Below are 26,583 nucleotides of genomic sequence, written 5' to 3' on the forward strand. Positions count from 1 at the left end.
CCACCTCAACCGGTGGACTCGGCGAGGTGATGTTCGAGGAGGTACTCGGCGATGGCCATCGAGCTCGTCGCCGCGGGCGAGGGCGCGTTGCGCACGAGCGTGACGGGCCCGACCTGGTCGACCGCGAAGTCGTCGAGCAGTTCGCCGCCGCGGCCCCAGGCCTGCGCCCGCACCCCGGCCGGGCTCCTCCGCGCGAGGTCGGACATCCTCAGCTCGGGGATGAACCGGCGTGCCTTGCCGAAGTAGAGCGGCTTGACGAGCGATCCGCCGATCTCGCCGACGCCCATGCGCCAGTGCTGCTTCGCCAGCGAGCCCGCGCCAGGCCAGGTGAGCGACTGCCACGTGTCCTTGGGCGAGAACCTGAGCCAGCCGTAGCCCTCGCGTGCCAGCGCCGGGACCGCGTTCGGCCCGACGTGCACGGTGTCGCGGACGCTGCGCGTGAAGTGCACCCCGAGGAACGGGAACCGTGGGTCGGGCACGGGGTAGATCATGCCCCGCACGAGGTCGGTGCGCTCGGGCGCGAGCTCCCAGTACTCGCCGCGGAACGGCAGGATCCTCGGCGACGGGTCGGCGCCCACGAGCTTCGCGACCACGTCGGACTGCAGGCCGGCGCACACGATGAGCCGATCGAACACGTCGTCGGAGACGGGGGTCGTCACCCGCACGCGACCGCGTTCGAGCCTGATGCCGGTGACCTCGTGCCCGAGGCGGATGTCCCCGCCTGCGGCGCGGACGTCCTGGGCCATGGCCTCGGTGATGCCCGCGTAGTCGACCACGGCGGTGTGCGGGGAATGCACGGCGGCGATGCCCGCGGCGTGCGGTTCGATCTCGCGAAGGCGCTCGACATCGTCGATGCGCGCGAGATCGGGGACCCCGTTCTCGATCGAGCGTCGCTCGATGTCGGCGAGGGCGTCGAGCTCGGACTCGTCGACGGCGACGACGAGCTTGCCGACCTCGCGGTACGGCAGCCCCTTCTCGGCGCAGAAGTCGCGGATGAGCACCCGGCCGGCCGCGCAGAGCTCGGCCTTGAGGGACCCGGGGGTGTAGTAGAGGCCGGCATGCACGACACCCGAGTTGTGCCCGGTCTGGTGCGCCGCGAGCCCGGCCTCCTTCTCGAGCACGGTGACGCGGTGGCCGCGGTCGGACAGGGCGCGGGCGAGGGCGATGCCGACGATGCCGCCGCCGACGACGCCGATGTCCTCCGCCACCGTCGACTCCTCACTGCCGGTCCTGATGCGAGTGTAGGAGTCGAGCGCGACGGCCGCGCGCCGCCGACGCCGATCGGTCGACGACCTCCGGCATCGGCGGTACGGGGCGCGCGGCTACGGCGTGGACTGCACCGCCGAGAGCACGGCGTCGACGTCGTTCTGCGAGGCGGGCAGTGCCGCCTGCTCGAGGCGGTCGCGCACCATCTGCGGCAGGTCGTCGACGTGGCCGAGCAACGCGTCGGCGCGCACCTGCTCGACCACGCCCTCGAGGCGCTCGCCGTCTCCGGCGTCGGTGAGGCTGCCCTCCTGCACGGGCGCATCCTGCGTGTCGGCGGTCGGGGTTGGGCGGTCGTCGTTCTGGTTGTCGCTCATGCTTCGATGTTCGCAAGCCGGCGCACCGCGCCCAACCCCTTGACGAACCCGGTCTCCTCGCCTATCCGCGGCCGCCGTCCCGCGCGATCGTCACGCGTCGCCGAGGAACTCCAGCAGCGCCGCGTTGACCTCGTCGGCGTGGGTCCAGAGCAGGCCGTGCGGCGCGCCCTCGATCTCGACGACCGTCGCGCCCGGCAGCCGCTTGGCGAACTCGCGAGCCGTCGCGTCGATCGGCAGGATGCGGTCGGCCGTGCCGTGCAGGATCAGCGCGGGCACGTCGATGCGCTCGATGTCGCCGCGGAAGTCGGTCAGCCAGGTGTCCACGCAGGCGGATGCCGCGTACCACGACGCTCCTGCGGCGACCTGCCAGCTGCCGCGCACCGCGTCTTCGGAGATGCGCGAGCCGAGGTTCTCGTCGAGGTTGTAGAAGTTCTCGAAGAAGCCGGTGAACCAGGCGAACCGGTCGCCGGTCGCGGCGGCCTTCAGGTCGTCGAAGTCGGGCGCGGCACCGGCCGGGTTCTCGTCGGTCTTGCGCAGGTACGGTTCGAGGCTGCCGAGGAACGCCGCCTTCGCGACGCGTCCGCTGCCGTACGTGCCGAGGTAACGGCCGACCTCGCCCGTGCCCATCGAGAACCCGACGAGTGTCACGTCGTGCAGGTCGAGGGTCTCGAGCAGGGTGTTCAGGTCGCCGGCGAACGTGTCGTAGTCGTACCCGGTGGTCGGCTTGCTCGACGCCCCGAATCCGCGGCGGTCGTACGTGATCACGCGGTGGCCCGCGTCGAGCAGCGCGCGCGCCTGCTTCTCCCACGATGCGCCGTCGAGCGGATACCCGTGGATCAGCACGACCGGCGAGCCGGCTCCGTGGTCTTCGTAGTACAGCTCGATCGGTGCCGAGTTCTCGGTTCCGACGGATACGAACGGCATGAGGCCCCCTGGTTCTCGTGACGGATGCCGCGGCCGAGGTGCGGCGGCGACAGGCGCCAGTCCACCACCCTGCCGACCGGTGCACAAGTGGGCTGCGCCGGCTACTCCGCGGGGTGCGTGCCGCCGAAGAGCGGCCGCTCCGGCGGCTTGCGCCCGGTCTCCTGCTCCCACGCCTCGAGCTGCTGCGTGAGCGCCTTCGCGAGCTCGAACACCTGCTCGGGTGGGATCCGGATGCGGCTCACGACCTGCCCCGGCACGGCGACCGCGCGCGTGCCGTCGGCGTCCTCGACGGTCGACGGCGGCTGCGTGAGCGCGACGTAGTCGATCACGAACACGTTCGGCGTGTGCCAGACGCGCGCGAAGTCGGCGAACACGCCCTGCGCGCGGTCGGCCGGCAGGTCGATCTGGAATCGACGCGGAAGATGGTCGTCGCTCACGGGTGCTCCCTCGCTGGCGGCCCCGGGTTCGGGATGCCGGATCTCACCGGATGCCGTCTGGCGCCGGTCCTCTCGAAGCTACACGCGGGTCGCGGCCGCCTCACGGGCGTTCGCCCCCAGCGCACGGCGACGGCTACGCTCGGATCGAGGCGGCATCGTCGCGGCCGTGCAGTTCGAGAACACAGATGAGGGGTTGGAAACATGGGCTAAGTCGTGGCGAAGTCGGGATGGAAGCGGTTCTGGGATCGTGGCGGCTGGTGGAAGGCGCTGCTCTTCGTCGCCGTCTACTACGGCGTCTACCTCGCGCTCGGCAACTTCATCGTCGCGCCGCTGTTCAGCGACTTCTTCGGTGAGGAGGGCACCGCCTCGTACATCCTGCTCACGACCGCGCTGCCGATCGTCCTCGCCTGCGTCGTGCTCGTGGTCTTCGCCATCTCGATCGGATGGCTGAAGGAGCTCTTCGGCCGCCAGCCGATCCGCGGATCGTGGTGGATGTGGATCCCCGTCGCCGTGGTCCTGGTGTTCAACGTGATCCACCTGTTCACGATCGACTACGCCGAGGCCGGCATCGACGTCGTCGGCTCCTGGCTGCTGGCCGGGCTGTTCATCGGCTTCGCCGAGGAGGTCGTGACGCGGGGGTACGTCGTGAACCTCATGCGTCGTGCAGGCCACCGCGAGATCCTCGTGGCGCTGGCCTCGGCCGGCCTCTTCGCGGCGATGCACCTCGGCAACGTCTTCACGACGACGCAGGGGTTGCCGGCCACCCTCTTCCAGGTGGGCTACACGTTCTTCTTCGGCATCTGCATGTACCTGGCGCTGCGGGTCACGGGCACGCTGATCGCACCGATCCTGCTGCACGCCTCGACCGACCCGACGATCTTCCTCTCGACCGAGTACTCGACCGGCGGCGCGCTCGCGGCGTTCGGCGGGGTCGGCAACATCGTGGTGATCTTCACCGGCCTCGTGCTGCTCTTCTTCATCCGCGGCCGCGTCGCGAAGGACGCCTACGGACTGCCGGAGGGCACGTTCGCGGCGGCGGGCATTCCCGCGAGCACCGAGAAGTGACCCCCTCAGTCGGTCGGCTCGGATGGTGAGTCGGTGAGCCACGGCGAGTACCTCGGGTCCGTGGCGTCGCCGGGTTCGCAGCCCGAGCCGCCGGTGAGGATGCTCGCGTCGTCGGTCGTCGTGAAGACGATGCTCGACCGGCGCGGGTTCTCGGCGGCGACCTCGAAGCCGAAGGCGCCGGCATCGCCGGTGCGCAGGATCTCGTAGCCGTTCGCCTTCCAGAGGTCGGCGACTCGGGCGGCGGCGTCGGCGTCGTCGGTACCCGGCCCGGTGCGGTGCAGCTCGAACTGGACCCCGTCGACGCCCTCGCGCGTGGTGCAGCTCAGCGGCACGACCTGATCCTCGTTCGTCCAGTCGCCGTCGATGAGGTCCTGGGTCTCGTCGAAGAGCGCCGAGAGCTCATCGCGTGCGGTCAGCGGGTCCGTCGTCGATCCTTCTCCTGCCGTGCAGCCGCAGAGCGCGACGACGAGCATCGTCGCAGCCGTGGCGCACCCGGCCCTGGCGAGCCGGGAGTTCCGCGAATGAGGTGGTCGGGTCATAGAACGGGCCGTTCGTTCGGGGCGGACGTCGGTGCGCCGGGAGCGATGACGAGTCGGCTGCGTCTCGGATGCGACGCGCGAGCTGTTCGAGCATCGCGCGGTCGAGTTCGAGGTCGGGCATCGATCCATTCCGGGTGGGTCGGAGACGGCGGCCGCCGTCCGATGATCCTAACGATCTTCGAGTGCACGTCGGAGGTTTCGGACGCGGCGGCGTTCGCCATCCAGCGAGCATCGGGGCGTGCAGCGGGCCCGTGCGATCCCGCGTCGCGTGGACCGCTACGGTGCGGGCGCCTCGACCTGATCCGTGGCGGCGAGCGCGCGGATCAACGACTGGGCGTCGTACGGCCCGGTGTGCCGGCGCCCGTTGATGAAGAGCGTCGGCACCGAGCTGATGCCCATGGCCTCGGCGTCGAGCATGTCGTCGCGCACGCGGCCTGTGACCTTCGACGAGGTGAGGTCGCGCTCGAACTTCTCGACATCGAGTCCGAGCTCGCCGGCCAGCCGGATGATGTCCGTGGGCCGCTGATTGTCCTGGTCGGCGAAGAGCCCGCGCTCGAACTCGAAGAACTTGCCCTGCAGCGAGGCCGCCTCGGCCGCCTCGGCACCCGCCAGGGCGTTGGGGTGCACCTGCTCGAGCGGAGCATGCCGCCACACGTACCGGAGTCGGTCGCCGAGCTCCTCCTTGACCTCCTGGATCGATCCCGACGCCTTGAGGCAGAACGGGCACTGGAAGTCGCCGTACTCGACGATCGTGTAGGGCGCGTCGGCCGAACCGAAGACGTGGTCGCGCGCGGGGTCGATGGGGCGGGCGAGCGTCTGACCGCTGTCCTCGTCGGGCCGCGAGGCATCCGAGATCCTGAAGATGACGGTCGCCAGCACGAAGGCGATGACGGATGCCGCGAGCACGCCGACCCTGGCCTCGTTCTGCGCGGCCTCGTCGGTGATCGCGAGGTCGACGATGAAGAGCGAGATCGTGAAGCCGATGCCGCAGAGTGCTGCGCCGCCGAGGATGCGATCGAGGGTGAGGCCCGGGCCGAACTCGCCGAGCTTGAACACTCGGAGCAGCGCCGTCGACCCGAACACGCCGATGAGCTTGCCGAGCACGAGGCCGACGACGATGCCCCACGTGATCGAGGAGCCGAGGGCGTCCGTCAGGATCGCGGGGGAGAGCTGCACGCCCGCGTTGGCGAGCGCGAAGAGCGGCAGGATCACGTACGCGACGTACGGCGCATACGCGGACTGGAGTCGTTCGTTGATCGAGATCGACTCGCGCAGGCTGTTCGCGGCGGCACGCGCGTACTCGGTGTTCGGCGACTGCCGGAACGTGCGCGCCAGGTCGAGCGCGTGCTCGACGTCGCGACGGTTCGGGCGGTACACGGGTACGAGCAGGGCGATCGCGACGCCGGCGAGCGTCGGGTGCACGCCCGACGCGAGGAACGCCATCCAGACGATGATCGACAGCGTCGCATAGACGGGGCCACGCCCGCCGCGGAGATAGCGCGTGAAGTAGACCCCGGCGAGGCCGATCGCCGCGATGATGAGCGGCATCGGGTTGAAGTCCTCGGTGTACACGAGCGCGATGATGCTGAGGGCGCCGATGTCGTCGACCACCGCGAGCGCGAGGAGGAACACGCGCAGGCGGCCGGGCACGCGCGGCCCGATGAGTGCGAGCGCGCCGACGAGGAACGCCGTGTCGGTCGAGATCACGACACCCCACGCGTGCTCCTCGCCCGAGCCCCGGGCGATGAGGACGAACAGCACCGCGGGAACGACGAGTCCGGCGATGGCGGCGACGACGGGAACAACGGCGCGCGACCAGCTCGTGAGCTCGCCGATCGCGAACTCCCGGCGCACCTCGAGCCCGACCGTGAAGAAGAAGATCGCCATGAGCGCGTCGTTCACGAGCGCGTGCAGGGTGAAGTCGAGGGTCAGGTCACCGACGCCGACCGAGAGGTGCGTCTCCCAGAAGCTCTCGTACGAAGGGAACGACACGTTGGCCCAGACGATGGCCGCGACGGTGGCGAGCAGCAGGAGCAGCGCGCCGATGCGGTTCTGCCCGACGGCGTGCACCTTTTCGGCGATCGACCTCCGTGATCGCTGACCCCGGCCTCGCGTGGCGCGGGCGGGCTCGGTCGAGCGGCCGATCGTGACGTTGGTCATCGTCGAATTCTCGCGGACGTGCGCCGGGGCGACAAGCGATCATATGGCTCGCATTCGGAGTTCGAGACTTGACAGTTAGATATCTAACAATTAGTCTTCTGAGTATGGATGCTCAGGGACCTCGGCTCGTCAGTGCGCTCGAACTCGTCCGTTGGATCGGGTGGGCGCAGATGAAGGCGGGCGAAGACTGGACCCGCGAACGCGAGCTCAGCCACGCGCAGAGCTTCGTCCTCGGGTACCTGGTGCAGAACCCCGGCGCCATCCAGCGGGACATCGCACAGATCACCCGAACGAGTGCGGCGAGTGTCACGAGCCTCCTGCAGGGACTCGAGCGCCGGGGCCTCGTCGAGCGTCGCACCGATGCCGGCAACGAACGCAGCAAGCGCGTGTACGCGACGGATGCCGGGGCCGAGCTCATCTCGGGCTTCGAATCCGCCATGGCGGCCGCCGACGAGACGATCCTCGCCCCGTTGAACCCCACCGAGCGGGCAGAACTGCTCGCACTCCTCCAGAAGATCACCGCGGAACTCCCGCAGCCCACCCGGTCGTAGACCGGGACGCCGCCGAGCCCGACTCGGCCACGCACCCACCATTCCCCCTCGCCGTGCCGGCGCTCGTCGGCGCGCGCTCGAACCTGCCCGGAAGGGAGCAGTCATGAGCACCACGAACCTCGAAACGCCGGTCGAACCGGCTCCCACCACCGACGCGACGGAGGCCGGCGTCGCCGGCACCGACCGCTGGTACCTCGCATCCGCCCCGATCGTGCGCGCCCTCGTGCACCTCTGCGTGCCCATGGCCGCCGCGATGATCGTCGGCGCGATCTACAACGTCATCAATGCGGGCTTCATCGGCTCGCTGCACGACGCGACCCTGCTCGCGGCGATCACGTTCGCCGCGCCGCTGCTGGGTCTCGTCATGGGCGTCGGCGGCGTGTTCGGCGTCGGCGGCGGCGCGCTCATCTCCCGACTGCTCGGCGCCTCGGAGCACGACCCGGCCAAGGCCGACGAGATCAAGCACGTCTCCTCGTTCGCGCTCTGGGGCTCGGTGATCACGGGCGCCGTGCTCGGCGGCATCGGGCTGCTCCTGCTGCATCCGCTCGTCTCACTGCTCGGTGCGGATGCCGCCGCGGTGCCCGCGACCAGCTCGTTCGTCGGCGTCATGCTCGCGTTCGTTCCCGTGCTCGCCGCCGCGTTCTGCCTCGAGCAGCTCGTGCGGGCCGAGGGGGCCGCACGTCAGGTCATGATCGCGCTCATCGCCTCGACGATCGCGAACGTCGTGTTCGACATCCTGTTCATCCTCGTGCTGCCGTGGGGCGTCGCGGGCGCCGCCCTCGCGATGGGGCTGTCGAACCTCGGCGTCGTCGCCTACTTCGCCATCTGGCTGCACCGCCGCAGCGAGCACCTGAGCCTCGCTCCGCGGTGGTTCACGCTCTCGCCGGCCGTGCTGAAGCCGGTCTTCGGCGTGGGCGTCGGCGAACTGCTGCAGTCGGGCTTCCTCATCGTGACCGCGCTCGTACTGAACAACCTCGCAGTCGCCTACGGCGACACCGCACTCGCGGCCATGGGCGTCGCCGTGCGCATCGCGCAGGTGCCCGAGTTCCTCGTGATGGGGGTCACGCTCGGCGTGCTGCCGCTGCTCGCCTACGCGTACGGCAAGGGCGACCGCGCTCGCCTCAGGTCGGCGCTGCGGGTCTCGGCGATCACCGTCGGCGCCATCGTGCTCGTCTCGGCGACGACGTTGATCGTGTTCAGCGAGCAGGTGTTCTCGGTGTTCGTCGCCGACCGCTCGGTGCTCGCGATCGGCGCCACGATCCTCACGGCGCAGCTCGTGGCGATGATCGCGAACGGCTTCGCCGGCCTCATCACATCGTTCTTCCAGGCGACCGGGCGGGCGAGTGCGGCGATCGTCATGGGCCTGGCGCAGGGCGTGCTCTTCGTCCCCATCGTGATCCTCGGCAACCTCTGGTTCGGGCTGGCCGGCATCATCTGGTCGCTGACGATCTCCGAGGGCATCGTGCTCGTGGTCGGCATCGTCATGTGGCTCGGCTCGCGCCGGGCGATCGAGCGCGGACTCGCCGACGCGGTGGATGTCCGCAACGACACCGCGCTCGAGCCGGCCGTCGCCTGAACGAGCGGGGGTCCTCGTCGCCGGAGCGCCGAGGACCCCCGCTCCGCGTCACGCGTCGGCCAGGCCGGACCTCGCGACGCTCCGAACCGGTCGTCGAGGTTCCAGGTCGTCGACGCTCAGCTGCCCCACTCCTGCGCGATCGACTCGAAGCTCGCGATGCGGTCGTCCGGGTCATGGGTGATCGTCGTGAGCACCAGCTCGTCGGCGCCGGTGGCCCGTTGCAGCGTGTCCAGCCGGGCGGCGACCTCGGCCGGCGTGCCCACGAACTGGGTTCGCACGCGGTCGTCGACGAGCCGCCGGTCGTCGTCGGTCCACGCCAGTGCAGCCGCCTGCTCGGCCGTCGGGTAGGGGATGGCGCCGAGCCCGTTGCGGATGCTCCGCACCCACGCGGGATAGCCGGAGGCGAGGTCGCGGGCCCGCTCGGAGGTCGTCGCCGCGACGACGTCCGCCGACACGATCACGTGCGGCCGGTCGAGGCGGTCGGAGGGCACGAAGCTGCTCCGGTACTCCTCGATCGAGACGAGCACGCCCGACGGGGCGCTGTGGTAGTTCGCGGCGAACGGCAGCCCGAGTCGTCCGGCGAGCCTCGCCGTCACCGTGCCGCTGCCGAAGAGGCGCAGCTCAGGGCCGGAGATGCCCGGTGCGGTGCCCAGATCGACGCGCCCGTCGCCATCGCCGATGCCGTCGCTCAGCAGGGCGAGGATCGTCTCGACCTGGTCGGCGAACTCCGAGCCGCCCTCGCCTCGCACGAGCAGGGCGGCCAGGGTGCGGAACTTGGGTGCGTCGAACGTCCGCTCGAAGTGGAACGGCTCGGGAATGAGCAGCCCGTCGGGCGTCACGGTCTCGGGTGCATCGGCGGGACCGATGGGGCCGCCGCCGCCGAGCGCCGACCGGCCGATGCCCAGATCGATGCGTCCGGGGAACGCGGTGGCGAGCAGCGCGAACTCCTCGGCCACCACGGCCTCGGTATGCCGCGGACTCAGCTGCACTGCGGCCGATCCGAGCCGGATGCGTTCGGTCGCCGCTCCCGCGAGGGCGATGAGCACGGCGGGGGAGGAGCCGATCACCCCGGGGTTGAAGTGGTGCTCGGCGAACCAGTAGCGCCCGTATCCGGCGGCCTCCGCGCTGCGAACGATCCGCAGCGTCGCAGAGAGCGCTTCGGATGGCGTCGCTCCGCTCGGGACGGGCACGAGGTCCAGGATGCCGAGGGGTGCGCGGGTCACGACGCGACCCCCTCGAGCTCCACTCGGCGTTCGTTCGCCCGTGGGCGGTCGCCGAGGCCGAGGTTCTCGCGCAGCGTGGGGTGCTCGTACGACGTACGCAGCACGCCGCGTTCCTGCAGCAGCGGCACGACCCGGTCGACGAACTCGTCGATCCCGTGCGGCACGACGGAGCCCGACAGGATGTATCCGTCGGCGGCGCCGGTCTGCACGGCGTCGTCGAGTTGCTCGGCGATCTGCGACGGCGTGCCGATGAACTCGTGACGCGTCGTCTTAGCCACGACCAGTTCGCGGATGCTCCAGTCGTGCTCCACGGCTTCGGCGTGCCATGCACGTGCTGCGGCGGAGGGGTCGTCGACGCGGCGGGCCTGCCCCTGCGTGAACTCCTCGCGGGTGCTCGTCGGCGGAACGGGAACCGGACCCTCGGGGTCGTGCGCGGACAGGTCGGCGCCCCAGACCTGCTCGAGCAGGTGGATGGCCGTCTGCGGGGTGACCTGCTGGAACTGGATGTCGCGAGCCCGCTCCTGCGCCTCCGCCTCGGTGTCGCCGAGCACGACGCTGACGCCGGGGAGCACCAGGATGCTGTCGGGGTCGCGGCCGGCAGCGACCGCCCGCGCGCGGATGTCGGTGCGGAACGCGCGTCCGGCTTCGGGCTCGCCATGACGGCTGAAGACGACGTCCGCCGTCTCGACGGCGAAGTCGCGTCCGTCGCCGGAGTCGCCGGCCTGCACGAGCACGGGGTCGCCCTGCGGGCCGGGTGCCACGGGGAACCATCCCTCCGTGTCGAAGAACTCGCCGGCGTAGCGGTACTGCGCTGGGCCGTCGTCGCTCCAGCTGTCCCAGAGCGTGCGCGAGAGTTCGACGAACTCGGCGGCGCGCCGGTACCGATCCTCATAGGGGAGGAACCCCCCGCGGCGGAAGTTCTCACCGGTGAACGCGTCCGACGAGGTGACGATGTTCCAGCCGGCCCTCCCCCCGGAGAGGTGGTCGAGCGACGCGATCCGCCTGGCGAGGTCGTACGGCTCGTTGAAGGTCGCGCTGGCCGTTCCGACGAGCCCGATGTGCCGGGTCACGGCCGCGACCGCGGCGAGCACGGAGAAGTTGTCGGGCCGACCTGCGACGTCGAGCTCGTGCAGGCGACCCTTGTGCTCGCGCACCCGGAGCCCCTCGGCGAGGAAGAAATAGTCGAAGAAGCCGCGTTCGGCGGTGCGGGCGACGTGCTCGAAGGTCGAGAAGTCGATCTGGCTCCCGGCGCCGGGAGCGCCCCAGACGGTCCAGTGGTTGACGCCGGGCACGCCGGCGGCCAGGTGAAGGCGGCGCTTGGTGGGGTGTGACATCGGTCTTCCTGCTTTCAGGCGGCGTAGCGGTTGGCGGGGCGGTCGAGTCCGAGTCGACCGCGGAGGGTTCCGGCTGCGGGGGCGGTGCCGAGGGCGCGGCGTCGGTGCAGTTCCGGCACGAGCTGCTCCGCGATCGCGGGCAGGTCGAGATGAACGGATGCCGGGCGCAGGCGCACACCCTCGATGCCGGCCGCCTGGAGCGACTGGATGCGGTCCGCGAGCTCGTGCGCCGTGCCCGCGACGATGGCCGCGTCGCTCTGGTACACCTCGCCGTCAGCGGCATCCCATGCGTCGAGCCGATCGCGAGCGGTGCGTGCGGAGGGGCCGAGTGCCACGACGAGGTCGGCGATGATGCGCAGCGGCGTCGGCTCGAAGCGGTCCGCCTCCTCGATCGCGCGAACGGATCCGACGATGCGCGCGGCGTCGGCGTCGTCGTTCGGCGTGACGAACACGACGTCGGCCGTGCGGGCGGCGAGCCGGTACGGGATCTCCGAGTGCGCGAGTGCCGTGACCACCGGCTGCCCCTGCGGCGACCTCGGGGTGATCGACGGGCCGGCGATATGGAACGCGTCTCCCTCGAAGCGCACGTGGTGCAGCTTGTCGCGGTCGAGGAACCGCCCGGTCGTGACATCCCGGATCACCGCGTCGTCCTCCCAGCTGTCCCAGAGCTGCCGGACCACCGTGACGAACTCGGTCGCCTCGTCGAAGAGTCGCGCGACCTCCGCTCGACCCGCGGGAGTCGACAGGAATTCGGAGTCGAACGCGAGCGAGTCGCGGCGGCCGAAGTTGGCGCTCTCGCCCGGCCTGGTCGCCTGGACCTTCCAGCCCGCACGGCCCTCGCTGGTGAAATCGAGCGTGGCGAGCTGGGTCGACGCGTGGAACGGCTCGGTCTCGAGCACGCTCGTCGTCGGCACGAGTCCGATGCGGGACGTGCGTCGCGCGACGAAGTTCGCGATCTGAACCGCGTCGAGCCGGCCGTGCAGACGGCCCGCGCGCTCCGGCGCGGCGACGCTCAGGGCGTCCTCGAACGTGACGAAGTCGATGCCGGCCTCTTCGGCCAGGAGCACCTGGTCGACCCAGTACGACGACTGGAACACGGCCGATCGTGAAATATCCGCATCGCGCCATGCAGCCGGATGCCAGCCCGCGCCGTCGAGTGCGACCGCGAGGATGAGGTTCTCGCCCATGGTCTGTTCTCCTCTCCTGTCACGCCGCAGCGCGGCGCGAGGTGTGTGATGCGAGGCAGACTCGCAGACCGCATTCGCTCGGAGAAGGCCGGCCGTCATGAAGGCGTCAGATCGGCAACGCGGCGTAACGCGGCCGGCGTCGAGGAGAACGACAGCGTCGAGGAGAACGACGTCGAGGAGAACGACGTCGAGGAGAACGACGTCGAGGGGAGCCGAGGGGAACGAAAAAGCCCCGCGCGACCTGAGTCGGGCGGGGCTGGTGGTGGCTCCGACGGGCGTCGATCCCGTGACCTCACGATTTTCAGTCGTGCGCTCTACCAACTGAGCTACAGAGCCTCGAGAGGACGTATCACCTCGAGTAAGGAGAAAAGCCCCTTCTCTCGTAAGGGAAAGGGCTTGTCGCCTGAGCGACCCTGACGGGACTTGAACCCGCGACCTCCGCCGTGACAGGGCGGCACGCTAACCAACTGCGCTACAGGGCCTCGATGTGCTTTCGCACGTGAAGCTATTCAATTGTACGTGATGTTCTGAGTGCTTTTGACCTTCAGAACGTGACCTTCGCGAGTGACCCCAACGGGATTCGAACCCGTGCTGCCGCCGTGAAAGGGCGGTGTCCTAGGCCACTAAACGATGGGGCCGGAGGTCTTGCCTGGGGCATGACCGCCGAGAAGCAAGCATACGGGTCGATTCGCAGAATGGCAAAACGAGGTCGGCGGATGCCGCGGCGCCCCGTCAGTGCCGGTGGTCGAGGCATCCGCCACACGCGCTGCGAAATGCCCGAATCGCGCGTGAGGCGTGCCTAGGGTGAGGCTGCCACCCTGCACCGAGAGCGAGGAGCGACAGGCGCTGCGCGCCTGCACGACACCTGATGACACGTACCGCCTCACGCACGTCGACCGCCCGCACCCGCCGCTTCGTCGCGGGCCTCGCGGTCGCCGCCGCAGCGCTCGTGGGAGCGGTGCAGCCGATCTCGACGCCGCAGGCCGCCTGGGCGGCCGACTACCCCACCTGGGACGAACTCCAGGCGGCGAAGGCGAACACCCAGGCCGGCGCTGCGGCCGTCTCCGAGATCACGGGGCTCATCGCCCAGCTCGAGGACAACGTGGCCACGACGCGCGCCGAGGCCGAGCGGCGCACGGACGAGCTCATCGTCGCGCAGCAGGCCTACGACAACGCGGTGCTTCGGGCCGACCAGATCCAGGCGCAGGCGGATGCCGCGGCGCAGGAGGCGGCGAAGGCCGAGGCGAATGCGGGGCAGGTCGCCGCACAGCTCTACCGGGCGGGCACGACGGATGTCGGGGTCAGCCTGTTCCTCGATGCCGGCGACTCGGTCGCGACCGAGACCCTGCTCGGCAAGCTCGGCAGCATGGAGAAGATGGTCGAGCGCACCTCGGCCATCTACGACGGCGCGAACGAGGCGGCGAACACGGCGACCGCGCTCGCCGGCCAGGCCGACGTGGCGAGGGCCGAGCGCGAGAAGCTCCGCCTCGCGGCGGAGGCGGCCCTGGTCGCGGCGCAGGAGGCGCAGGCGGCGGCCGAGGCTGCGCTCGCAGAGTCCGAGGCGAAGAAGGTCGAGCTCGAGCAGCAGCTGAAGTTCCTGCAGGACACCGAGGCGAAGACGTCGGCCGCCTACGAGGAGGGCGAGCGCATCCGCAAGGAGGAGGAGCGCAAGCGCCGCGAGGAGGAGGAGCGACGTCGGCAGGAGGCCCTGTCGAGCGGCTCGCCCGGTGCGGTCGCGAGCTCCGGCTGGGCGCTGCCGGCGTGGGGCTCCATCACGGGCAGCTACGGGCCGCGTTCGTCGATCTGCACGTCGGGCGGCTGCTCGAACAGCTTCCACTACGCGACGGACCTCGGCACCGGATGCGACGCACCGATCTTCGCGGCGAACAGCGGCGTCGTCCGCTTCGCGGGCTGGTCGGGCACGTACGGCAACTACATCCAGATCGACCACGGCGGCGGCGTGTGGACCGGCTACGCGCACATCCGCCCCGGCGGCACCTTCGTGGGCGCCGGCCAATGGGTCGAGGCGGGGCAGAACATCGCGGCCAGCGGCACCACCGGCGCGTCGACCGGCTGCCACCTGCACTTCGAGGTCTACGTCAACGGCTCCCGCATCAATCCCGTTCCGTTCATGGCCGATCGAGGCATCGGCCTTGGTTGAGAACCGGACCCGCCCCGTGTCGCGGGTGAAGCCGGCGACGGTGTTCTCCACCGTCGCGATCGGCGCGGTCGCGGCGTCCGTCGCGGCGGCCGGAGGCCCGGCGATGGCCGACCCCGACTATCCGTCGTGGAGCGACATCGAGCAGGCGAAGGCGAACGAGCACACCAAGCAGGCCGAGATCGACCGGGTCGGCGAACTGCTCGCCGGGCTGCAGACGGCAGCGGATGCCGCGGCCCAGGCGTCGATGCGCGCCGACGAGGCATGGCGGGTCGCCGTCGGCGAACGCGATCGGGCCGCCGACCGCGAGCAGAAGCTCGCCACGCAGGCCGACGAGGCCGACGCCGTCGCCGAGATCTCGAAGATGCGCGCGGGCCTGCTCGCCGCGCACCTCGCGAAGTCCGCGGGCAGCGACCTGTCGGCTGAGCTGGTGCTGTCCGGCGACGACGCGAGCACGCTCCTGCGGCAGCTGGGCATGGCCTCGAAGATCGGCGAGCAGGCCAACGACCTCTACGAGCAGGCGACCGCCGACCGCAACACCGCCGATGCGCTCCGCGCACAGGCAGCGGATGCCGCGGCCGAACGCGAGCGCCTCGCGGCCCTCGCCGAGTCCCGGGCCGACGAGGCCGCGGCCGCCGCGGATGCCGCGAACGCGGCCGTCGCCGAGCAGCAGCAGCGATCGCAGGAGCTGTACGCGCAGCTCGCGAGCCTGCAGGGCACGACCGCCGAGCTCGAACGCGAGCGGGCCGAGGGCCAGGCGCGCGAGGCGGCTGAGGCCGCAGCTGCGGCGCGGGCCGCGGCCGAGGCGGCTGCTGCTGCGGCTGCCGCCGCGGCGGCCGAGGAGGCTGCGAACGGCGGCGGCGGTGGCGGGGGAGGCTCCGGCGGCGGCGACACGGGCGGCGGCGGCTCGGTCGACCCGGCGCCGGGCCCGCCGAATGCGAGCGCCGTCGAGACCGCGATCTGGTTCGCGAGCCAGCAGTTGGGCGAGCGTTACGTGCTCGGCGGCGCCGGACCCGACGTGTGGGACTGCTCGGGCCTCACCCGCGCGGCGTACGGCGCCGCGGGCATCGGCATCGGCACCCATTCGGCGACGAACCAGTACTTCACGCTCGCCGCCCGCGGTCGGGCCGTGCCGCTCTCGCAGATCCAGCGCGGCGACCTGCTGTTCTGGGGCGGAGGCGGCGACTACTACCACGTGGCCATCTACCTCGGCGGCGGTCGCATCCTCGAGGCGCCCCGCGAGGGCGTGCCCGTGCGCGAGTACTTCATCTGGGGCTCGCCCGCCGCGGCCGCCCGCCCTGCCGGCTGATCGGAGACCGTCGGCGGGGACACGGAAGGGCGAGCCGTGAGGCCCGCCCTTCGCATGACGGATGCCGCGGCATCCGCTCGTTCATGCCCTGATCAGTGACCGGGGAACGCCTCGATGCCGGCCTGGATGATCGCCTCGGCCTCTGCGGCGTCGCCCCAGCCCTCGGTCTTGACCCACTTGCCGGGCTCGAGGTCCTTGTAGTGCTCGAAGAAGTGCTCGATCTCCTTGCGCGTGAACTCCGGGATCGAGTCGACGTCCTGGATGTGGTTCCAGCGCGGGTCGCCCGCGGGCACCGCGATGACCTTGGCGTCGCTGCCGCCGTCGTCGGTCATGTTGAAGACGCCGACGGGGCGCACCTTGACGCCCACGCCGGGGAACAGCGGGTAGTCGAGCAGCACGAGCACGTCGACGGGGTCGCCGTCGAGGCCGAGCGTGTTCTCGAAGTAGCCGTAGTCGGTGGGGTACACGAAGGTCGTGTAGAGCACGCGGTCGAGGAACACCCGGCCGGTCTCGTGGTCGACCTCGAACTTGTTGCGGCTCCCCTTGGGGATCTCGATGACGGCGGCGTACTCGCCCATGTGGGTTCTCCTTGGTTGTGGAAGCACGGTCTGGAAGCGTGCGCCGTGGCCGGCCCGGGGCCGGTCGCCATCGGCGGAATAAGGTTACTTGATGCCTCCTGCCACCGAACCGGGCGAGTCGACGGATGCCGCGGCTCCCCGCCGTCCGCGCCTGACCCCGCCGATCGCCGACGTCCGACGGGCGGTTCGCGCCGTGCTTCCGCGCGAGGGCCTCGTGCTCGTGGCGCTGTCGGGCGGACCCGATTCGCTCGCGCTCGCCGCGGCCGCCGCGTTCGAGGCGCCGCGTGCCGGCCTCCGGGCGGGCGCCGTCGTCGTCGACCACGGGCTCCAGCCGGGTTCGGCCGAGATCGCCGAGCGCGCCGCGGCGCAGGCGCGCGCACTCGGTCTCGACCCGGTGCTCGTGCGGCGCGTCGAGGTCACGGGGGAGGGCGGGCCCGAGGCCTCCGCTCGCCATGCCCGCTACGTCGCACTCGACGAGGCCGCCGCATCGATGGATGCCGCGTGCGTGCTGCTCGGGCACACGCTCGACGACCAGGCCGAGACCGTGCTGCTCGGACTCGCCCGCGGATCGGGCGCCGCGAGCCTCGCGGGCATGCCGGCGCGTGCCGGGCGCTACGTGCGGCCGCTGCTCGGCATCCGTCGCGCGACGACCCACGAGGCCTGCCTCGACGCCGGACTCGAGCCGTGGAGCGACCCGCACAACGCGGACCCCTCCTATGCGCGCGTGCGCGTGCGCGAACGCGTGCTGCCCGTGCTCGAGGCGGAGCTGGGGCCCGGCATCGCCGAGGCGCTCGTGCGCACCGCAGAGCAGCTGCGCGAAGACGACGACGCGTTCGAGGCGCAGATCGAGGAGCTCATCGAGGAGATCTGCGAACCGGCCGAGGCCGGCATCGCCGTGTCGGTCGGCGTGCTCGCCGCGAACCCCGCGGCGCTCCGCCAGCGCATCATCCGCCACGTGATCGGCAGCGAGTTCGGCGTCTCGCTCTCGCGCGCGCAGACGCTCGAGGTCGCGAGGCTCGTCACCGACTGGCACGGCCAGGGCCCGCTCGACCTGCCGGGCGGCGTGCGCGCCACCCGCGCCGGCCGGTACGTCGTGTTCTCGACGACGGGCTCGACCGAGGTGCTGCCGCACGACCACTGAACGCGGACGCCGACCGGCGCGGTCGCGTCCCCCACCGATTCCGCGGGCGCCGCGCCGATGGTCAGAAGAAGGCCGACGTGCTCACGCCGACGCGGCCCGCGGTCTCGCGGAGCACGGTCTTCACGCCCTCGAGCTCCGTGCGGAGCGCCGTCAGCTCGTCGCGCAGCGCGGCGATGTCCGAGTGCAGGCCGGAGATCTCGGCCCCGGCCTCGCCGGTGATCGACACCGCACTGACCGAGCCATCGACGATGACCGCGCCGTCGACCACGACGGACCCGCGGGTGCGGATGGCGATGCCCCGGACGGCGGGATCGGTGGAGTTCCTCGCCGTGAGGGCGGCCACGTTGCGGGCGTCGCTCTGCAGCATCAGCGGCTCTCCGACGAGGGCGTCGGCGAGGTCGGGGAGTTGCGCGACGATGTCGGGATCGAGTGCGATCGGGGGCACATCGCGGAACTTGCCGAGGTCGATTTGGGTGGCCATCTCTATCTCTCCGTTCATCAGTGCGGCCGACCGCCGGCCGCACCAGCAGTCTGCGCGTGGGTGCCGCGCACGGACATCGGTGCCAGCACCGACCCTGGCTCCGGGGACACCCTCGGCGTCTCCGCCGGGGAACCCACTCAGCGTCCGCGGCGCGGGGGCGATTAGGCTCGTGGCATCCGTTCGCCGCGCACCCACGGCCGACGTGCCGACGACCGCCCCGCACAGGAGGAGCAGCAATGTACGCGAACGAGATCGAGGCCGACCTGACCGAGGTGCTCGTCACCGAGGCCGAGATCCACGCGAAGCTCGCCGAGCTCGCTCGCCGCATCGAGGTCGACTACGAGGGCAAGGACCTGCTGCTCGTCGGCGTGCTGAAGGGCGCGGTCATGGTGATGGCCGACCTCGCGCGCGAGCTGCGCACGCACCTCAGCATGGACTGGATGGCCGTCTCGAGCTACGGAGCGGGCACGAAGTCCTCCGGCGTCGTGAAGATCCAGAAGGACCTCGACACCGACCTCACCGGACGCCACGTGCTCATCGCCGAGGACATCATCGACTCGGGCCTGACCCTCTCGTGGCTGCTCGAGAACCTCGCGTCCCGCGGCGCTGCGTCGGTCGAGATCTGCGCACTGCTCCGCAAGCCCGATGCCGCCAAGGTCGAGGTCGACGTCAAGTACCTCGGCTTCGACATCCCGAACCAGTTCGTCGTCGGCTACGGCCTCGACTACGCCGAGCGCTACCGCAACCTGCGCGACGTGGCGATCCTCGCGCCGCACGTCTACTCCTGACCGACCTTCCCGCGCGCGGGGGCGCGCCCTAGAGTCGTCGCATGGGCGAAGGTCGGCGCCACGGCAGGCTGCACGACGCTGCGGCGGCGTTCACGAGCAACTGGCGCAACCCGAACCTCCGCCGCGCCCAGCTGAGCTTCCTCGGCGCCTGGACCGCCGAGTGGGCGTTCACCGTGGCCCTCGGCATCGTCGCGTACCGCGACGGCGGGGCGGCGGCCGTCGGTCTCGTGGGGCTGCTGCGCATGGTGCCGTCGGCGGTCCTCGCCCCGCTGCTCAGCCCGATCGCCGACCGCGGCCGCCGCGAGCGGGTCCTCATCCTGGTCTCGATCGTGCGCGGGGTCGCGACGGCGGGCGCGGCCCTGGTCGTCGCCGTGACCGGTCCGACGGCCGTCGTGTACGTGCTGGCCGTGCTCTCCACGATCGCGGCGACGCTCTACCGGCCCGCGCACTCCGCGCTGCTGCCGTCGCTCTGCAGCACGGGACACGAGCTCGCGAGCGCGAACATGGTGCGCGGGCTCCTCGATTCGGCGGCCACCCTCGTCGGGCCGTTGCTCGCGGCCGTGCTGCTCGGGTTCACCGGTGTCGACGTCGTGTTCGCGGTCGCCGCTGGCGCCTCGTTCCTGGCGGCGGGGCTCCTCGTCGGCATGCGCTACGACGCGCCCCCGCGCCCCGCGGCGGAGCGCAGCACGGGCCTCGTCGCCGAGGCCGTCGACGGCCTGCGCGCGGTCGTGCGGAACCGCGACCTGGTCCTGATCCTCGGGCTCGCGGCGGCGCAGGCGCTCACGCGCGGCGCGCTGACGGTGCTCTCGGTGGTGGTCGCGATCGAGCTGCTCGGCACGGGCGAACCCGGCGTCGGCGCCCTCATGACCGCGGTCGGGGTCGGCGCGGTGCTCGGATCCCTCGCAGCCTCGTTCCTCGTCGGCACGGGCCGGCTCGGCGCGTGGTTCGCCATCGGCGTCGGCCTGTGGGGGCTGCCGCTCACGCTCGTCGGGCTCGTGCCGCAGCAGTCTGCGGCGCTCGGCCTCCTCGCCTTCATCGGCGTCGGCAACGCCCTGATCGACCTCGCCGGGTTCACGCTCATCGCGAGGATGGCCCCCGACGAGGTGCTCGCACGTGTCTTCGGCGTGCTCGAGAGCCTCGTCGCGGTCTCCATCGGCATCGGCGCGGTCGTCGCCGCGGGGATGATCGCGTGGCTCGGCGTTCAGGGTGCGCTCGTGGCCATCGGGCTGGTGTGCCCGGTGCTCGCCGTGGTCTGCTGGCGGCGGCTGCGCCTGCTCGACCGCTCGGTGGACGCGCTCGATGCGGATGTCGGCCTGCTGCGGCAGGTGCCGATGTTCCGCGCCCTGCCGCTGCCGTCGATCGAGCAGCTGGCGCGCGGCCTCGAGCCCGTCGCCGTCGACGCGGGCGCGGTGGTGTTCAGTCAGGGCGATGCCGGAGACCGCTACTACGTGGTCGAATCGGGCGAGGCCGAGGTGCTCGGCGACGGGCGGGTCGTGGCGACGCTGGGGCCGGGCGAGGGATTCGGCGAGATCGCCCTGCTCCGCAGCACGCGGCGAACGGCCACCGTCACCGCGAAGACGGCGCTCGAGCTGCGGGCGCTGCGCCCCGACCGGTTCCTCGCCGTCGTGCTCGGGTACACCGCCAGCGCGCGCGAGGCCACTGAGGCCGTCGACGACCGGCTCGGCCGGTTCGCGCCCGAGGAGCCGACCGAGTGACGGCTCCGGCCCGAATGCACCCCCGAACTGAGTATTGAGGAGACCTCGACTTGGTGCCATGGTGAGGCATGACCTCCGGCCGAGCCGTCCTGCTGATCGCCGACATCGGTGGCTACACCGACTACATGAGCTCGCATCGCATGAGCCTCGCGCACGCCGAGGTCAACACGGCGAGCATGCTCGAGCGCATGATCGACGCCGCCCCCGGATTCGACCTCATCGAGATCGAGGGCGACGCCGCCTTCCTCTCCCGGGCTGCCGGGGCAGGTGACGCCGGGGACGCGGAGATGGCCGGCATCCTGCAGGCCGCGGCCGCGATGCACCGGGCCTTCCACCTCGAACGGGAGTACGTCGCGGCCAACCTGTGCCCGTGCAGCGGCTGCAAGGGGCCCGCCGGCCTGAAGCTCAAGTTCGTCGCGCACGTCGGCGACGTGGCGACCCAGCGGATCCGCGACCGCACGAAGCTCGTCGGCATCGACGTGATCCTCGTGCACCGCCTGCTCAAGAACCCGGTCGACATCCCCGAGTACGTGCTGCTCTCCGAGGACCTCTACCGGGCGGGGGAGCAGTCGGTGCCGGGCACCGTGCACGAGATCTCGCCCGAGCTCGAGGGGTTCGGACCCGTCCGCGCGTACTTCGTCGACGTCGGAGACCTCGACTACCCGTCGGAGCCCGGGCCGCAACCGACCTGGCGCGGTCGCCTCGGCCGGACCTTCTCGGCCGTGGGCCGCGGCCTGCCCTACATGGTCGGCGCGCGAAGGCCTCAGCACGTCGTCCCGGCGGCCTGATCCAGCCCACAGCGAACATTCGGCTGACGGTCGGCGACGCCGGGGTAGCCTTGCAAGACCATGAACATGAAGAAGATCCTGCGCGGGCCGGTCATCTACATCCTGCTGGCGATCGCGGCCGTCTGGATCGGGACGAGCCTCATCAGCGCCTCCGGTTTCAAAGAGGTGTCGACGCAGCAGGGGCTCGAGTTCCTGCAGAACGACAAGGTCGCGTCGGCGAAGATGGTCGACGGCGAGAATCGCGTCGACCTCACGCTCGCGAAGGCCGACGAGGAGTTCGGCAAGCAGGTGCAGTTCTACTACGTCACCCCCCGCGGCGCCGACGTGGTCGCGGCGATCGACGAGGCGAACCCGAAGGACGGCTTCAACGACGAGGTCCCGCAGCCGAACTGGTTCCTCTCGATGCTCGGCATCCTCCTGCCGCTCGTGCTCATCGGCCTCTTCTTCTGGATCATGCTCTCGGGCATGCAGGGCGGCGGCAACAAGGTCATGCAGTTCGGCAAGTCGAAGGCGAAGCTCGTCTCGAAGGAGAGCCCCAAGGTCACCTTCGACGACGTCGCCGGCAGCGACGAGGCCATCGAGGAGCTCGAGGAGATCAAGGACTTCCTGAAGGAGCCCGCGAAGTTCCAGGCCGTCGGCGCCCGCATCCCAAAGGGCGTGCTGCTGTACGGCCCTCCCGGCACCGGCAAGACGCTGCTCGCCCGCGCCGTCGCGGGTGAGGCGGGCGTGCCGTTCTACTCGATCTCGGGTTCGGACTTCGTCGAGATGTTCGTGGGCGTCGGCGCGAGCCGCGTGCGCGACCTGTTCGACCAGGCCAAGCAGAACGCGCCGGCCATCATCTTCGTCGACGAGATCGACGCCGTCGGACGCCACCGCGGCGCCGGCATGGGCGGCGGCCACGACGAGCGCGAGCAGACGCTGAACCAGCTGCTCGTCGAGATGGACGGCTTCGACCCCAAGACCAACGTCATCCTCATCGCGGCGACGAACCGCCCCGACATCCTCGACCCCGCGCTGCTGCGCCCCGGCCGCTTCGACCGCCAGATCGGCGTCGATGCACCCGACCTCAAGGGCCGCCAGCGCATCCTCGAGGTGCACTCCAAGGGCAAGCCGCTCGCCAAGGGCGTCGACCTCGAGGTGCTCGCCCGCAAGACGCCCGGCTTCACGGGCGCCGACCTGGCCAACGTGCTCAACGAGGCCGCGCTGCTCACCGCCCGGTCGAACGCGCAGCTCATCGACAACCGCGCGCTCGACGAGGCCGTCGACCGCGTCATCGCGGGTCCGCAGCGACGCAGCCGCGTCATGAAGGACAAGGAGAAGCTCATCACGGCCTACCACGAGGGCGGACACGCGCTCGCGGCGGCGGCGATGAACTACACCGACCCCGTGACCAAGATCACGATCCTCCCGCGCGGTCGCGCGCTCGGCTACACGATGGTGCTGCCGCTCGAGGACAAGTACTCGATCAGCCGCAACGAGCTGCTCGACCAGCTGACCTACGCGATGGGCGGCAGGGTGGCCGAGGAGATCGTGTTCCACGACCCCTCGACCGGCGCCTCGAACGACATCGAGAAGGCCACGTCGACGGCTCGCAAGATGGTCACCGAGTACGGCATGAGCTCGAACGTCGGCGCGGTCAAGCTCGGACAGGCGCAGGGCGAGGTCTTCCTCGGCCGCGACATGGGTCACCAGCGCGACTACTCCGAGGAGATCGCCATGCAGGTCGACGCCGAGGTGCGCACGCTCATCGAGCAGGCGCACGACGAGGCCTGGCAGGTGCTGAACGACAACCGCGACATCCTCGACCGCCTCGCCGCCGAGCTGCTCGAGCACGAGACGCTCGACCACAACCAGATCGCCGAGATCTTCAAGGACGTGCGTCGCCTGCCCGAGCGTCCGCTCTGGCTCTCGAGCGACAAGCGCCCCGTCTCCGACGTCCCGCCGATCGCGTTCCCGACCGACAAGGCGCCGATCGACCCGGGTGCGGTCGACGGCGGCATCGACTCGAGCGACGAGCCGTTCGAGGAGCCCGCTCCCAAGCGCTCGCCCCGACAGAACCCGCGCCCCGCGACGGCGTAACGCGCCGTCGGCGCCCACCGCCGACCTGAGAGGGCCCGCCATGGCCGGTGTCGACACCGAACGCATCGAACGCGCCGTGCACGAGATCCTGCTCGCGATCGGCGAGGATCCCGAGCGAGCCGGCCTCCGCCGCACGCCGCAGCGCGTGGCGGAGGCCTACGCCGACTTCTTCGGCGGCCTCGAGGTCGATCCGCTGAGCCACCTGGCCGACGCCGTGCCCGTCGGCACGTCCGAGTCCGGCGCGCCCGCGACATCCGACGCCGTCGTGCTTCGCGACCTCGCGTTCAGGTCGGTGTGCGAGCACCACCTGCTGCCGTTCGTCGGCACCGCGCACGTCGCCTACCTGCCGGGCGACACGGTGGTCGGCCTCGGTCGAATTCCCGCCGTCGTCGACACGCTCGCCGCACGCCCGCAGCTGCAGGAGCGGCTCGCCGAGGAGATCGCCGACACCCTCGAGGCCGGCCTCCGGCCGAAGGGCGTGCTCGTCGTGCTCGACGCGCAGCACCGCTGCGTGACCACGCGAGGCTCCCGGCAGGAACGCAGCTCGACCATCACGATCGTCGCTCGCGGCGAGCTCTCCGAGGCCGCGGCCCGCGCCGAGATCATCGCCCTCATCGGGGCCGGCACAGCGTGAACGGCGCCGTCGGCACGCTCGTCATGGGTGTCGTCAACGTGACCCCCGACTCGTTCAGCGACGGCGGAGACTGGTTCGACGCCGACAACGCGATCGCGCACGGCCTCGACCTCGTCGCCGACGGCGCCGACATCCTCGACGTCGGCGGCGAGTCGACCAGGCCGGGGGCGGCGCGGGTCGAGCCCGACGAGGAACTCCGGCGCGTGGTCCCGGTCGTGCGCGAGTTCGCGCGCCGCGGCATCCGGGTCAGCGTCGACACGATGCGCGCCGCCACCGCGCTCGCGGCGGTCGAGGCGGGCGCCGAGATCATCAACGACGTCTCCGCCGGGCTGGCCGACCCGGCGATGGTGCCGGCCGTTGCCGACACGGGCGCGCTCTACGTGGCGATGCACTGGCGTGGCCACTCCGACCGCATGGACGTGCTGAACACGTACGCCGACATCGCCGTCGAGGTTCGCGACGAGCTCGCGCGACGCGTCGACGTGCTGCACGCGGCCGGCGTCGCGGCCGACCGCATCATCCTCGACCCCGGGCTCGGGTTCTCCAAGACGGGCGCGCAGAACTGGCAGGTGCTCGGCCGCCTCGACGTGCTCGCCGGACTCGGCCTGCCCGTGCTCGTCGGCGCCTCGCGAAAGCGGTTCATCGGCTCGCTCCTGCCCGGCGATGCCACGATGGCCGAGCGCGACCTCCCGACCGCGGTCGTGAGCGCCCTCTCGGCCCAGGCGGGTGCCTGGGCGGTGCGCGTGCACGACGTGCGCGCCACGCGTCGCGCCCTCGACGTCGTCGCGGCGTGGCAGAGTGGAAGCCGTGGCTGACACACGCGATCGCATCACCCTGACCGGCCTGCGGGTCATGGCCCATCACGGGGTCTTCGACTTCGAGCGCGAGCAGGGCCAGGAGTTCGTCATCGACGTCTCGGTCGTGGTCGACCTGCGCGCCGCGGCATCCGGCGACGACCTCTCACGCACCGTGCACTACGGCGAACTCGCCGAGGCCGTCGTGGCCGCGGTCGAACGCGATCCGGTCGACCTCATCGAGACCCTCGCCGAGCGCGTCGCGGCCGTCGCGCTCTCGTACGCGGCGGTCGAGCAGGCCGAGGTCACCGTGCACAAGCCGCAGGCGCCCATCACGGTTCCGTTCGCGGATGTCTCGGTCTCGATCGTGCGGGCGCGCGCATGAGCCGCGCGGTCGTCGCGTTCGGCGCGAACCTCGGAGATCGCGAGACCACGATCGCAGCCGCCGTTCGCGAGTTGGCCGAGGTGCCCGGCGTCGAGCTCGTGGCGGTCTCGCCGGTGTACGAGACCCCGGCGATCACCGATGAGGGCGTCGACCTCCGCGCCCCCGGGTATCTCAACGGCGTGGTCATCGTCGAGACCGCGATCACGCCGCACGCCCTGCTCGCCGCGCTGCACGAGATCGAGGCCGCCCACGGCCGCCAGCGGCTGAAGCACTGGGGCGATCGCACCCTCGACCTCGACCTCATCGACGTCGACGGACTCGTGATCGACGACACCGGGCTGCGACTGCCGCACCCTCGGGCCTGGCAGCGCGCGTTCGTGCTGCAGCCGTGGCTCGACCTCGAACCCGACGCCGTCATCCCGGGGCGGGGCCGCGTCGCCGACCTGCGCGCCGACGCCGCCGACGAGGTGACCAGGCGATGAAGCGCACGCACCCGAGCGCGGTCGTCGCGGCCGTGGTCGCGGGTGTCGTCATCGGCTACCTCGTCGACCTCGCGATCGTGTCGGCCGGCGGCAAGGCGATCGTGCCGCCCATCTCGCTCGCGATCACCCTCGTGGGCATCGCCGCGATCGTCGTCGCGCTCGCCTGGCCGATCCGCAGGGCGGTCAAGGAGCGCAGCACCAAGCACCTCGACCCGTTCCGTGCGGTCCGCACGGCCGTGCTCGCGAAGGCCGCCGGCCTGAGCGGGGCGGTCCTGCTCGGCCTCGGCATGGGCGTCGGGCTGTTCCTGCTGACCCGCAGCGTCGTGCCGCCGGCGTCGACCGTGTGGCAGGCGTTCGCCACGGCCATCGGCGGGGCGGTGCTGCTCGTCGGCGGCCTCGTCGCCGAGCACTTCTGCACCCTGCCCCCCGACGACACCGACCCCGAGCACGAGGAGCGCGCGCATGCCTGATCGACCGGAGGCCGCGGAGGTTCCCGAGGCGGCGCCGGGTTCCGAGGTGCCCGCGACTCCCGAGACCGTCGCGGTGCCCGACGGCGGGCCCGCTCCCGACGACGTGCCCGCGCTCGAGACGCTTCCGGATGCCGGGCCGGCGCCGGCATCCGATGGTCTCGAGAGCTTCGACCCCGCGTCCTCGGCCAGCACGCCCTCGGCCAAC

The 26,583-nt window shown here is 71.3% G+C and carries 26 protein-coding genes and 3 tRNA genes; 15 read left to right on the plus strand and 14 right to left on the minus strand.

Annotation, left to right across the window (positions count from 1 at the left end):
- Positions 1 to 5: 5 nt before the first annotated feature.
- The 4 genes from lhgD to ABIC29_RS11050 form a co-directional block, all read right to left on the minus strand.
- Positions 6 to 1,208 carry an L-2-hydroxyglutarate dehydrogenase gene (gene lhgD / locus ABIC29_RS11035; protein ID WP_354245330.1) on the minus strand — a complete coding sequence of 401 codons (1,203 nt, stop codon included), beginning with the start codon at positions 1,206 to 1,208 and terminating at the stop codon, positions 6 to 8.
- Between the two features lie 114 nt (positions 1,209 to 1,322).
- A complete protein-coding gene (locus ABIC29_RS11040; protein WP_116083968.1) occupies positions 1,323 to 1,580 on the minus strand; it encodes a hypothetical protein in 258 nt (85 codons plus the stop codon).
- A 90-nt stretch (positions 1,581 to 1,670) separates the two neighbouring features.
- Positions 1,671 to 2,504: an alpha/beta fold hydrolase gene (locus ABIC29_RS11045; protein ID WP_116083966.1), complete on the minus strand. Its 834-nt coding sequence runs from the start codon at positions 2,502 to 2,504 to the stop codon at positions 1,671 to 1,673.
- A gap of 101 nt (positions 2,505 to 2,605) precedes the next feature.
- A complete protein-coding gene (locus ABIC29_RS11050; protein ID WP_354245333.1) occupies positions 2,606 to 2,941 on the minus strand; it encodes a DUF3467 domain-containing protein in 336 nt (111 codons plus the stop codon).
- A gap of 213 nt (positions 2,942 to 3,154) precedes the next feature.
- Here ABIC29_RS11050 and ABIC29_RS11055 point away from each other — a divergent pair, with 213 nt between their 5' ends.
- Positions 3,155 to 4,006 carry a CPBP family intramembrane glutamic endopeptidase gene (locus tag ABIC29_RS11055; RefSeq protein WP_354245336.1) on the plus strand — a complete coding sequence of 284 codons (852 nt, stop codon included), beginning with the start codon at positions 3,155 to 3,157 and terminating at the stop codon, positions 4,004 to 4,006.
- A gap of 5 nt (positions 4,007 to 4,011) precedes the next feature.
- Here the strand turns inward: ABIC29_RS11055 and ABIC29_RS11060 are convergent, their stop codons facing one another.
- Both ABIC29_RS11060 and nhaA read right to left on the minus strand, forming a co-directional pair.
- Positions 4,012 to 4,479, minus strand: a complete 468-nt coding sequence (locus ABIC29_RS11060) for a hypothetical protein (protein ID WP_354245339.1) — start codon at positions 4,477 to 4,479, stop codon at positions 4,012 to 4,014.
- 342 nt (positions 4,480 to 4,821) lie between these two features.
- Positions 4,822 to 6,705 carry a Na+/H+ antiporter NhaA gene (gene nhaA, locus ABIC29_RS11065; protein WP_354245342.1) on the minus strand — a complete coding sequence of 628 codons (1,884 nt, stop codon included), beginning with the start codon at positions 6,703 to 6,705 and terminating at the stop codon, positions 4,822 to 4,824.
- Between the two features lie 104 nt (positions 6,706 to 6,809).
- Between nhaA and ABIC29_RS11070 the strand changes: the two genes are divergently transcribed.
- Together ABIC29_RS11070 and ABIC29_RS11075 are read left to right on the plus strand one after the other, a co-directional pair.
- Entirely contained in the window at positions 6,810 to 7,256 is a 447-nt protein-coding gene (locus tag ABIC29_RS11070) for a MarR family winged helix-turn-helix transcriptional regulator (RefSeq protein ID WP_354245344.1), read from the plus strand.
- Between the two features lie 103 nt (positions 7,257 to 7,359).
- Positions 7,360 to 8,832, plus strand: a complete 1,473-nt coding sequence (locus ABIC29_RS11075) for an MATE family efflux transporter (RefSeq protein WP_354245347.1) — start codon at positions 7,360 to 7,362, stop codon at positions 8,830 to 8,832.
- A gap of 116 nt (positions 8,833 to 8,948) precedes the next feature.
- On the opposite strand, the gene ABIC29_RS11080 is transcribed toward ABIC29_RS11075, so the two are convergent.
- From ABIC29_RS11080 to ABIC29_RS11105, 6 genes are all read right to left on the minus strand, one after another.
- Positions 8,949 to 10,055: an LLM class flavin-dependent oxidoreductase gene (locus ABIC29_RS11080; RefSeq protein ID WP_116083944.1), complete on the minus strand. Its 1,107-nt coding sequence runs from the start codon at positions 10,053 to 10,055 to the stop codon at positions 8,949 to 8,951.
- The gene (locus ABIC29_RS11085) at positions 10,052 to 11,389 is read right to left on the minus strand and encodes an NtaA/DmoA family FMN-dependent monooxygenase (RefSeq protein WP_116083941.1); all 1,338 of its coding nucleotides are present in this window, start codon (positions 11,387 to 11,389) and stop codon (positions 10,052 to 10,054) included. The genes ABIC29_RS11080 and ABIC29_RS11085 overlap by 4 nt, the downstream gene beginning before the upstream one ends.
- Before the next feature lie 14 nt (positions 11,390 to 11,403).
- Positions 11,404 to 12,576: an LLM class flavin-dependent oxidoreductase gene (locus tag ABIC29_RS11090; protein ID WP_354245351.1), complete on the minus strand. Its 1,173-nt coding sequence runs from the start codon at positions 12,574 to 12,576 to the stop codon at positions 11,404 to 11,406.
- Between the two features lie 260 nt (positions 12,577 to 12,836).
- Positions 12,837 to 12,912 (minus strand) — tRNA-Phe (locus tag ABIC29_RS11095).
- A 72-nt stretch (positions 12,913 to 12,984) separates the two neighbouring features.
- A tRNA-Asp gene (locus ABIC29_RS11100) sits at positions 12,985 to 13,058 on the minus strand.
- An 83-nt stretch (positions 13,059 to 13,141) separates the two neighbouring features.
- Positions 13,142 to 13,214: transfer RNA gene (locus ABIC29_RS11105), tRNA-Glu, on the minus strand.
- Between the two features lie 230 nt (positions 13,215 to 13,444).
- Here ABIC29_RS11105 and ABIC29_RS11110 point away from each other — a divergent pair.
- Positions 13,445 to 14,737, plus strand: coding sequence for a peptidoglycan DD-metalloendopeptidase family protein (locus tag ABIC29_RS11110; protein WP_116083935.1), 1,293 nt, complete (start codon positions 13,445 to 13,447; stop codon positions 14,735 to 14,737).
- Positions 14,730 to 16,043: a C40 family peptidase gene (locus ABIC29_RS11115; protein WP_354245354.1), complete on the plus strand. Its 1,314-nt coding sequence runs from the start codon at positions 14,730 to 14,732 to the stop codon at positions 16,041 to 16,043. The genes ABIC29_RS11110 and ABIC29_RS11115 overlap by 8 nt, the downstream gene beginning before the upstream one ends.
- A gap of 92 nt (positions 16,044 to 16,135) precedes the next feature.
- On the opposite strand, the gene ppa is transcribed toward ABIC29_RS11115, so the two are convergent.
- Positions 16,136 to 16,621, minus strand: a complete 486-nt coding sequence (gene ppa / locus ABIC29_RS11120; RefSeq protein ID WP_116083930.1) for an inorganic diphosphatase — start codon at positions 16,619 to 16,621, stop codon at positions 16,136 to 16,138.
- Positions 16,622 to 16,712: 91 nt separating this feature from the next.
- On the opposite strand from ppa, the gene tilS reads away from it, so the two are divergent.
- On the plus strand, positions 16,713 to 17,762 hold the full coding sequence (gene tilS / locus ABIC29_RS11125; protein ID WP_354245357.1) for a tRNA lysidine(34) synthetase TilS: 1,050 nt from the start codon (positions 16,713 to 16,715) through the stop codon (positions 17,760 to 17,762).
- A 61-nt stretch (positions 17,763 to 17,823) separates the two neighbouring features.
- On the opposite strand, the gene ABIC29_RS11130 is transcribed toward tilS, so the two are convergent.
- Positions 17,824 to 18,243 (minus strand): hypothetical protein, encoded by a 420-nt coding sequence (locus ABIC29_RS11130; RefSeq protein WP_354245360.1) that lies wholly within the window; start codon positions 18,241 to 18,243, stop codon positions 17,824 to 17,826.
- Positions 18,244 to 18,479: 236 nt separating this feature from the next.
- Between ABIC29_RS11130 and hpt the strand changes: the two genes are divergently transcribed.
- The 9 genes from hpt (at position 18,480) to ABIC29_RS11175 (ending at position 26,378) form a co-directional block, all read left to right on the plus strand.
- Complete coding sequence (hpt, locus tag ABIC29_RS11135) at positions 18,480 to 19,031, plus strand: hypoxanthine phosphoribosyltransferase (protein ID WP_116083923.1); 552 nt, start codon at positions 18,480 to 18,482, stop codon at positions 19,029 to 19,031.
- 41 nt (positions 19,032 to 19,072) lie between these two features.
- The gene (locus ABIC29_RS11140; RefSeq protein WP_354245363.1) at positions 19,073 to 20,746 is read left to right on the plus strand and encodes an MFS transporter; all 1,674 of its coding nucleotides are present in this window, start codon (positions 19,073 to 19,075) and stop codon (positions 20,744 to 20,746) included.
- 68 nt (positions 20,747 to 20,814) lie between these two features.
- The gene (locus ABIC29_RS11145) at positions 20,815 to 21,534 is read left to right on the plus strand and encodes a DUF2652 domain-containing protein (protein ID WP_354245366.1); all 720 of its coding nucleotides are present in this window, start codon (positions 20,815 to 20,817) and stop codon (positions 21,532 to 21,534) included.
- Between the two features lie 60 nt (positions 21,535 to 21,594).
- On the plus strand, positions 21,595 to 23,613 hold the full coding sequence (gene ftsH, locus ABIC29_RS11150; RefSeq protein WP_116083915.1) for an ATP-dependent zinc metalloprotease FtsH: 2,019 nt from the start codon (positions 21,595 to 21,597) through the stop codon (positions 23,611 to 23,613).
- A gap of 40 nt (positions 23,614 to 23,653) precedes the next feature.
- A complete protein-coding gene (folE, locus tag ABIC29_RS11155) occupies positions 23,654 to 24,247 on the plus strand; it encodes a GTP cyclohydrolase I (RefSeq protein ID WP_116083912.1) in 594 nt (197 codons plus the stop codon).
- Between the two features lie 23 nt (positions 24,248 to 24,270).
- Positions 24,271 to 25,062 carry a dihydropteroate synthase gene (gene folP / locus ABIC29_RS11160; protein WP_354245828.1) on the plus strand — a complete coding sequence of 264 codons (792 nt, stop codon included), beginning with the start codon at positions 24,271 to 24,273 and terminating at the stop codon, positions 25,060 to 25,062.
- Positions 25,055 to 25,426, plus strand: coding sequence for a dihydroneopterin aldolase (gene folB, locus ABIC29_RS11165; protein ID WP_354245370.1), 372 nt, complete (start codon positions 25,055 to 25,057; stop codon positions 25,424 to 25,426). The genes folP and folB overlap by 8 nt, the downstream gene beginning before the upstream one ends.
- Positions 25,423 to 25,908 carry a 2-amino-4-hydroxy-6-hydroxymethyldihydropteridine diphosphokinase gene (gene folK, locus ABIC29_RS11170; protein ID WP_116083909.1) on the plus strand — a complete coding sequence of 162 codons (486 nt, stop codon included), beginning with the start codon at positions 25,423 to 25,425 and terminating at the stop codon, positions 25,906 to 25,908. The genes folB and folK overlap by 4 nt, the downstream gene beginning before the upstream one ends.
- Entirely contained in the window at positions 25,905 to 26,378 is a 474-nt protein-coding gene (locus ABIC29_RS11175) for a DUF3180 domain-containing protein (protein WP_116083907.1), read from the plus strand. The genes folK and ABIC29_RS11175 overlap by 4 nt, the downstream gene beginning before the upstream one ends.
- The last annotated feature ends 205 nt before the right edge of the window (positions 26,379 to 26,583 follow it).

Source organism: Agromyces sp. PvR057 (assembly GCF_040547485.1).
Lineage (GTDB): Bacteria > Actinomycetota > Actinomycetes > Actinomycetales > Microbacteriaceae > Agromyces.

Coding starts and splice junctions, on each gene's coding strand:
- ABIC29_RS11040 (WP_116083968.1), bottom strand. CDS start 1,580: ATGAGCGACAACCAGAACGACGACCGCCCAACCCCGACCGCCGACACG.
- ABIC29_RS11045 (WP_116083966.1), bottom strand. CDS start 2,504: ATGCCGTTCGTATCCGTCGGAACCGAGAACTCGGCACCGATCGAGCTG.
- ABIC29_RS11060 (WP_354245339.1), bottom strand. CDS start 4,479: ATGCTCGTCGTCGCGCTCTGCGGCTGCACGGCAGGAGAAGGATCGACG.
- nhaA (WP_354245342.1), bottom strand. CDS start 6,705: ATGACCAACGTCACGATCGGCCGCTCGACCGAGCCCGCCCGCGCCACG.
- ABIC29_RS11070 (WP_354245344.1), top strand. CDS start 6,810: ATGGATGCTCAGGGACCTCGGCTCGTCAGTGCGCTCGAACTCGTCCGT.
- ABIC29_RS11075 (WP_354245347.1), top strand. CDS start 7,360: ATGAGCACCACGAACCTCGAAACGCCGGTCGAACCGGCTCCCACCACC.
- ABIC29_RS11085 (WP_116083941.1), bottom strand. CDS start 11,389: ATGTCACACCCCACCAAGCGCCGCCTTCACCTGGCCGCCGGCGTGCCC.
- ABIC29_RS11090 (WP_354245351.1), bottom strand. CDS start 12,576: ATGGGCGAGAACCTCATCCTCGCGGTCGCACTCGACGGCGCGGGCTGG.
- ABIC29_RS11110 (WP_116083935.1), top strand. CDS start 13,445: ATGACACGTACCGCCTCACGCACGTCGACCGCCCGCACCCGCCGCTTC.
- ppa (WP_116083930.1), bottom strand. CDS start 16,621: ATGGGCGAGTACGCCGCCGTCATCGAGATCCCCAAGGGGAGCCGCAAC.
- tilS (WP_354245357.1), top strand. CDS start 16,713: ATGCCTCCTGCCACCGAACCGGGCGAGTCGACGGATGCCGCGGCTCCC.
- ABIC29_RS11130 (WP_354245360.1), bottom strand. CDS start 18,243: ATGGCCACCCAAATCGACCTCGGCAAGTTCCGCGATGTGCCCCCGATC.
- hpt (WP_116083923.1), top strand. CDS start 18,480: ATGTACGCGAACGAGATCGAGGCCGACCTGACCGAGGTGCTCGTCACC.
- ABIC29_RS11140 (WP_354245363.1), top strand. CDS start 19,073: ATGGGCGAAGGTCGGCGCCACGGCAGGCTGCACGACGCTGCGGCGGCG.
- ABIC29_RS11145 (WP_354245366.1), top strand. CDS start 20,815: ATGACCTCCGGCCGAGCCGTCCTGCTGATCGCCGACATCGGTGGCTAC.
- ftsH (WP_116083915.1), top strand. CDS start 21,595: ATGAACATGAAGAAGATCCTGCGCGGGCCGGTCATCTACATCCTGCTG.
- folE (WP_116083912.1), top strand. CDS start 23,654: ATGGCCGGTGTCGACACCGAACGCATCGAACGCGCCGTGCACGAGATC.
- folP (WP_354245828.1), top strand. CDS start 24,271: ATGGGTGTCGTCAACGTGACCCCCGACTCGTTCAGCGACGGCGGAGAC.
- folK (WP_116083909.1), top strand. CDS start 25,423: ATGAGCCGCGCGGTCGTCGCGTTCGGCGCGAACCTCGGAGATCGCGAG.
- ABIC29_RS11175 (WP_116083907.1), top strand. CDS start 25,905: ATGAAGCGCACGCACCCGAGCGCGGTCGTCGCGGCCGTGGTCGCGGGT.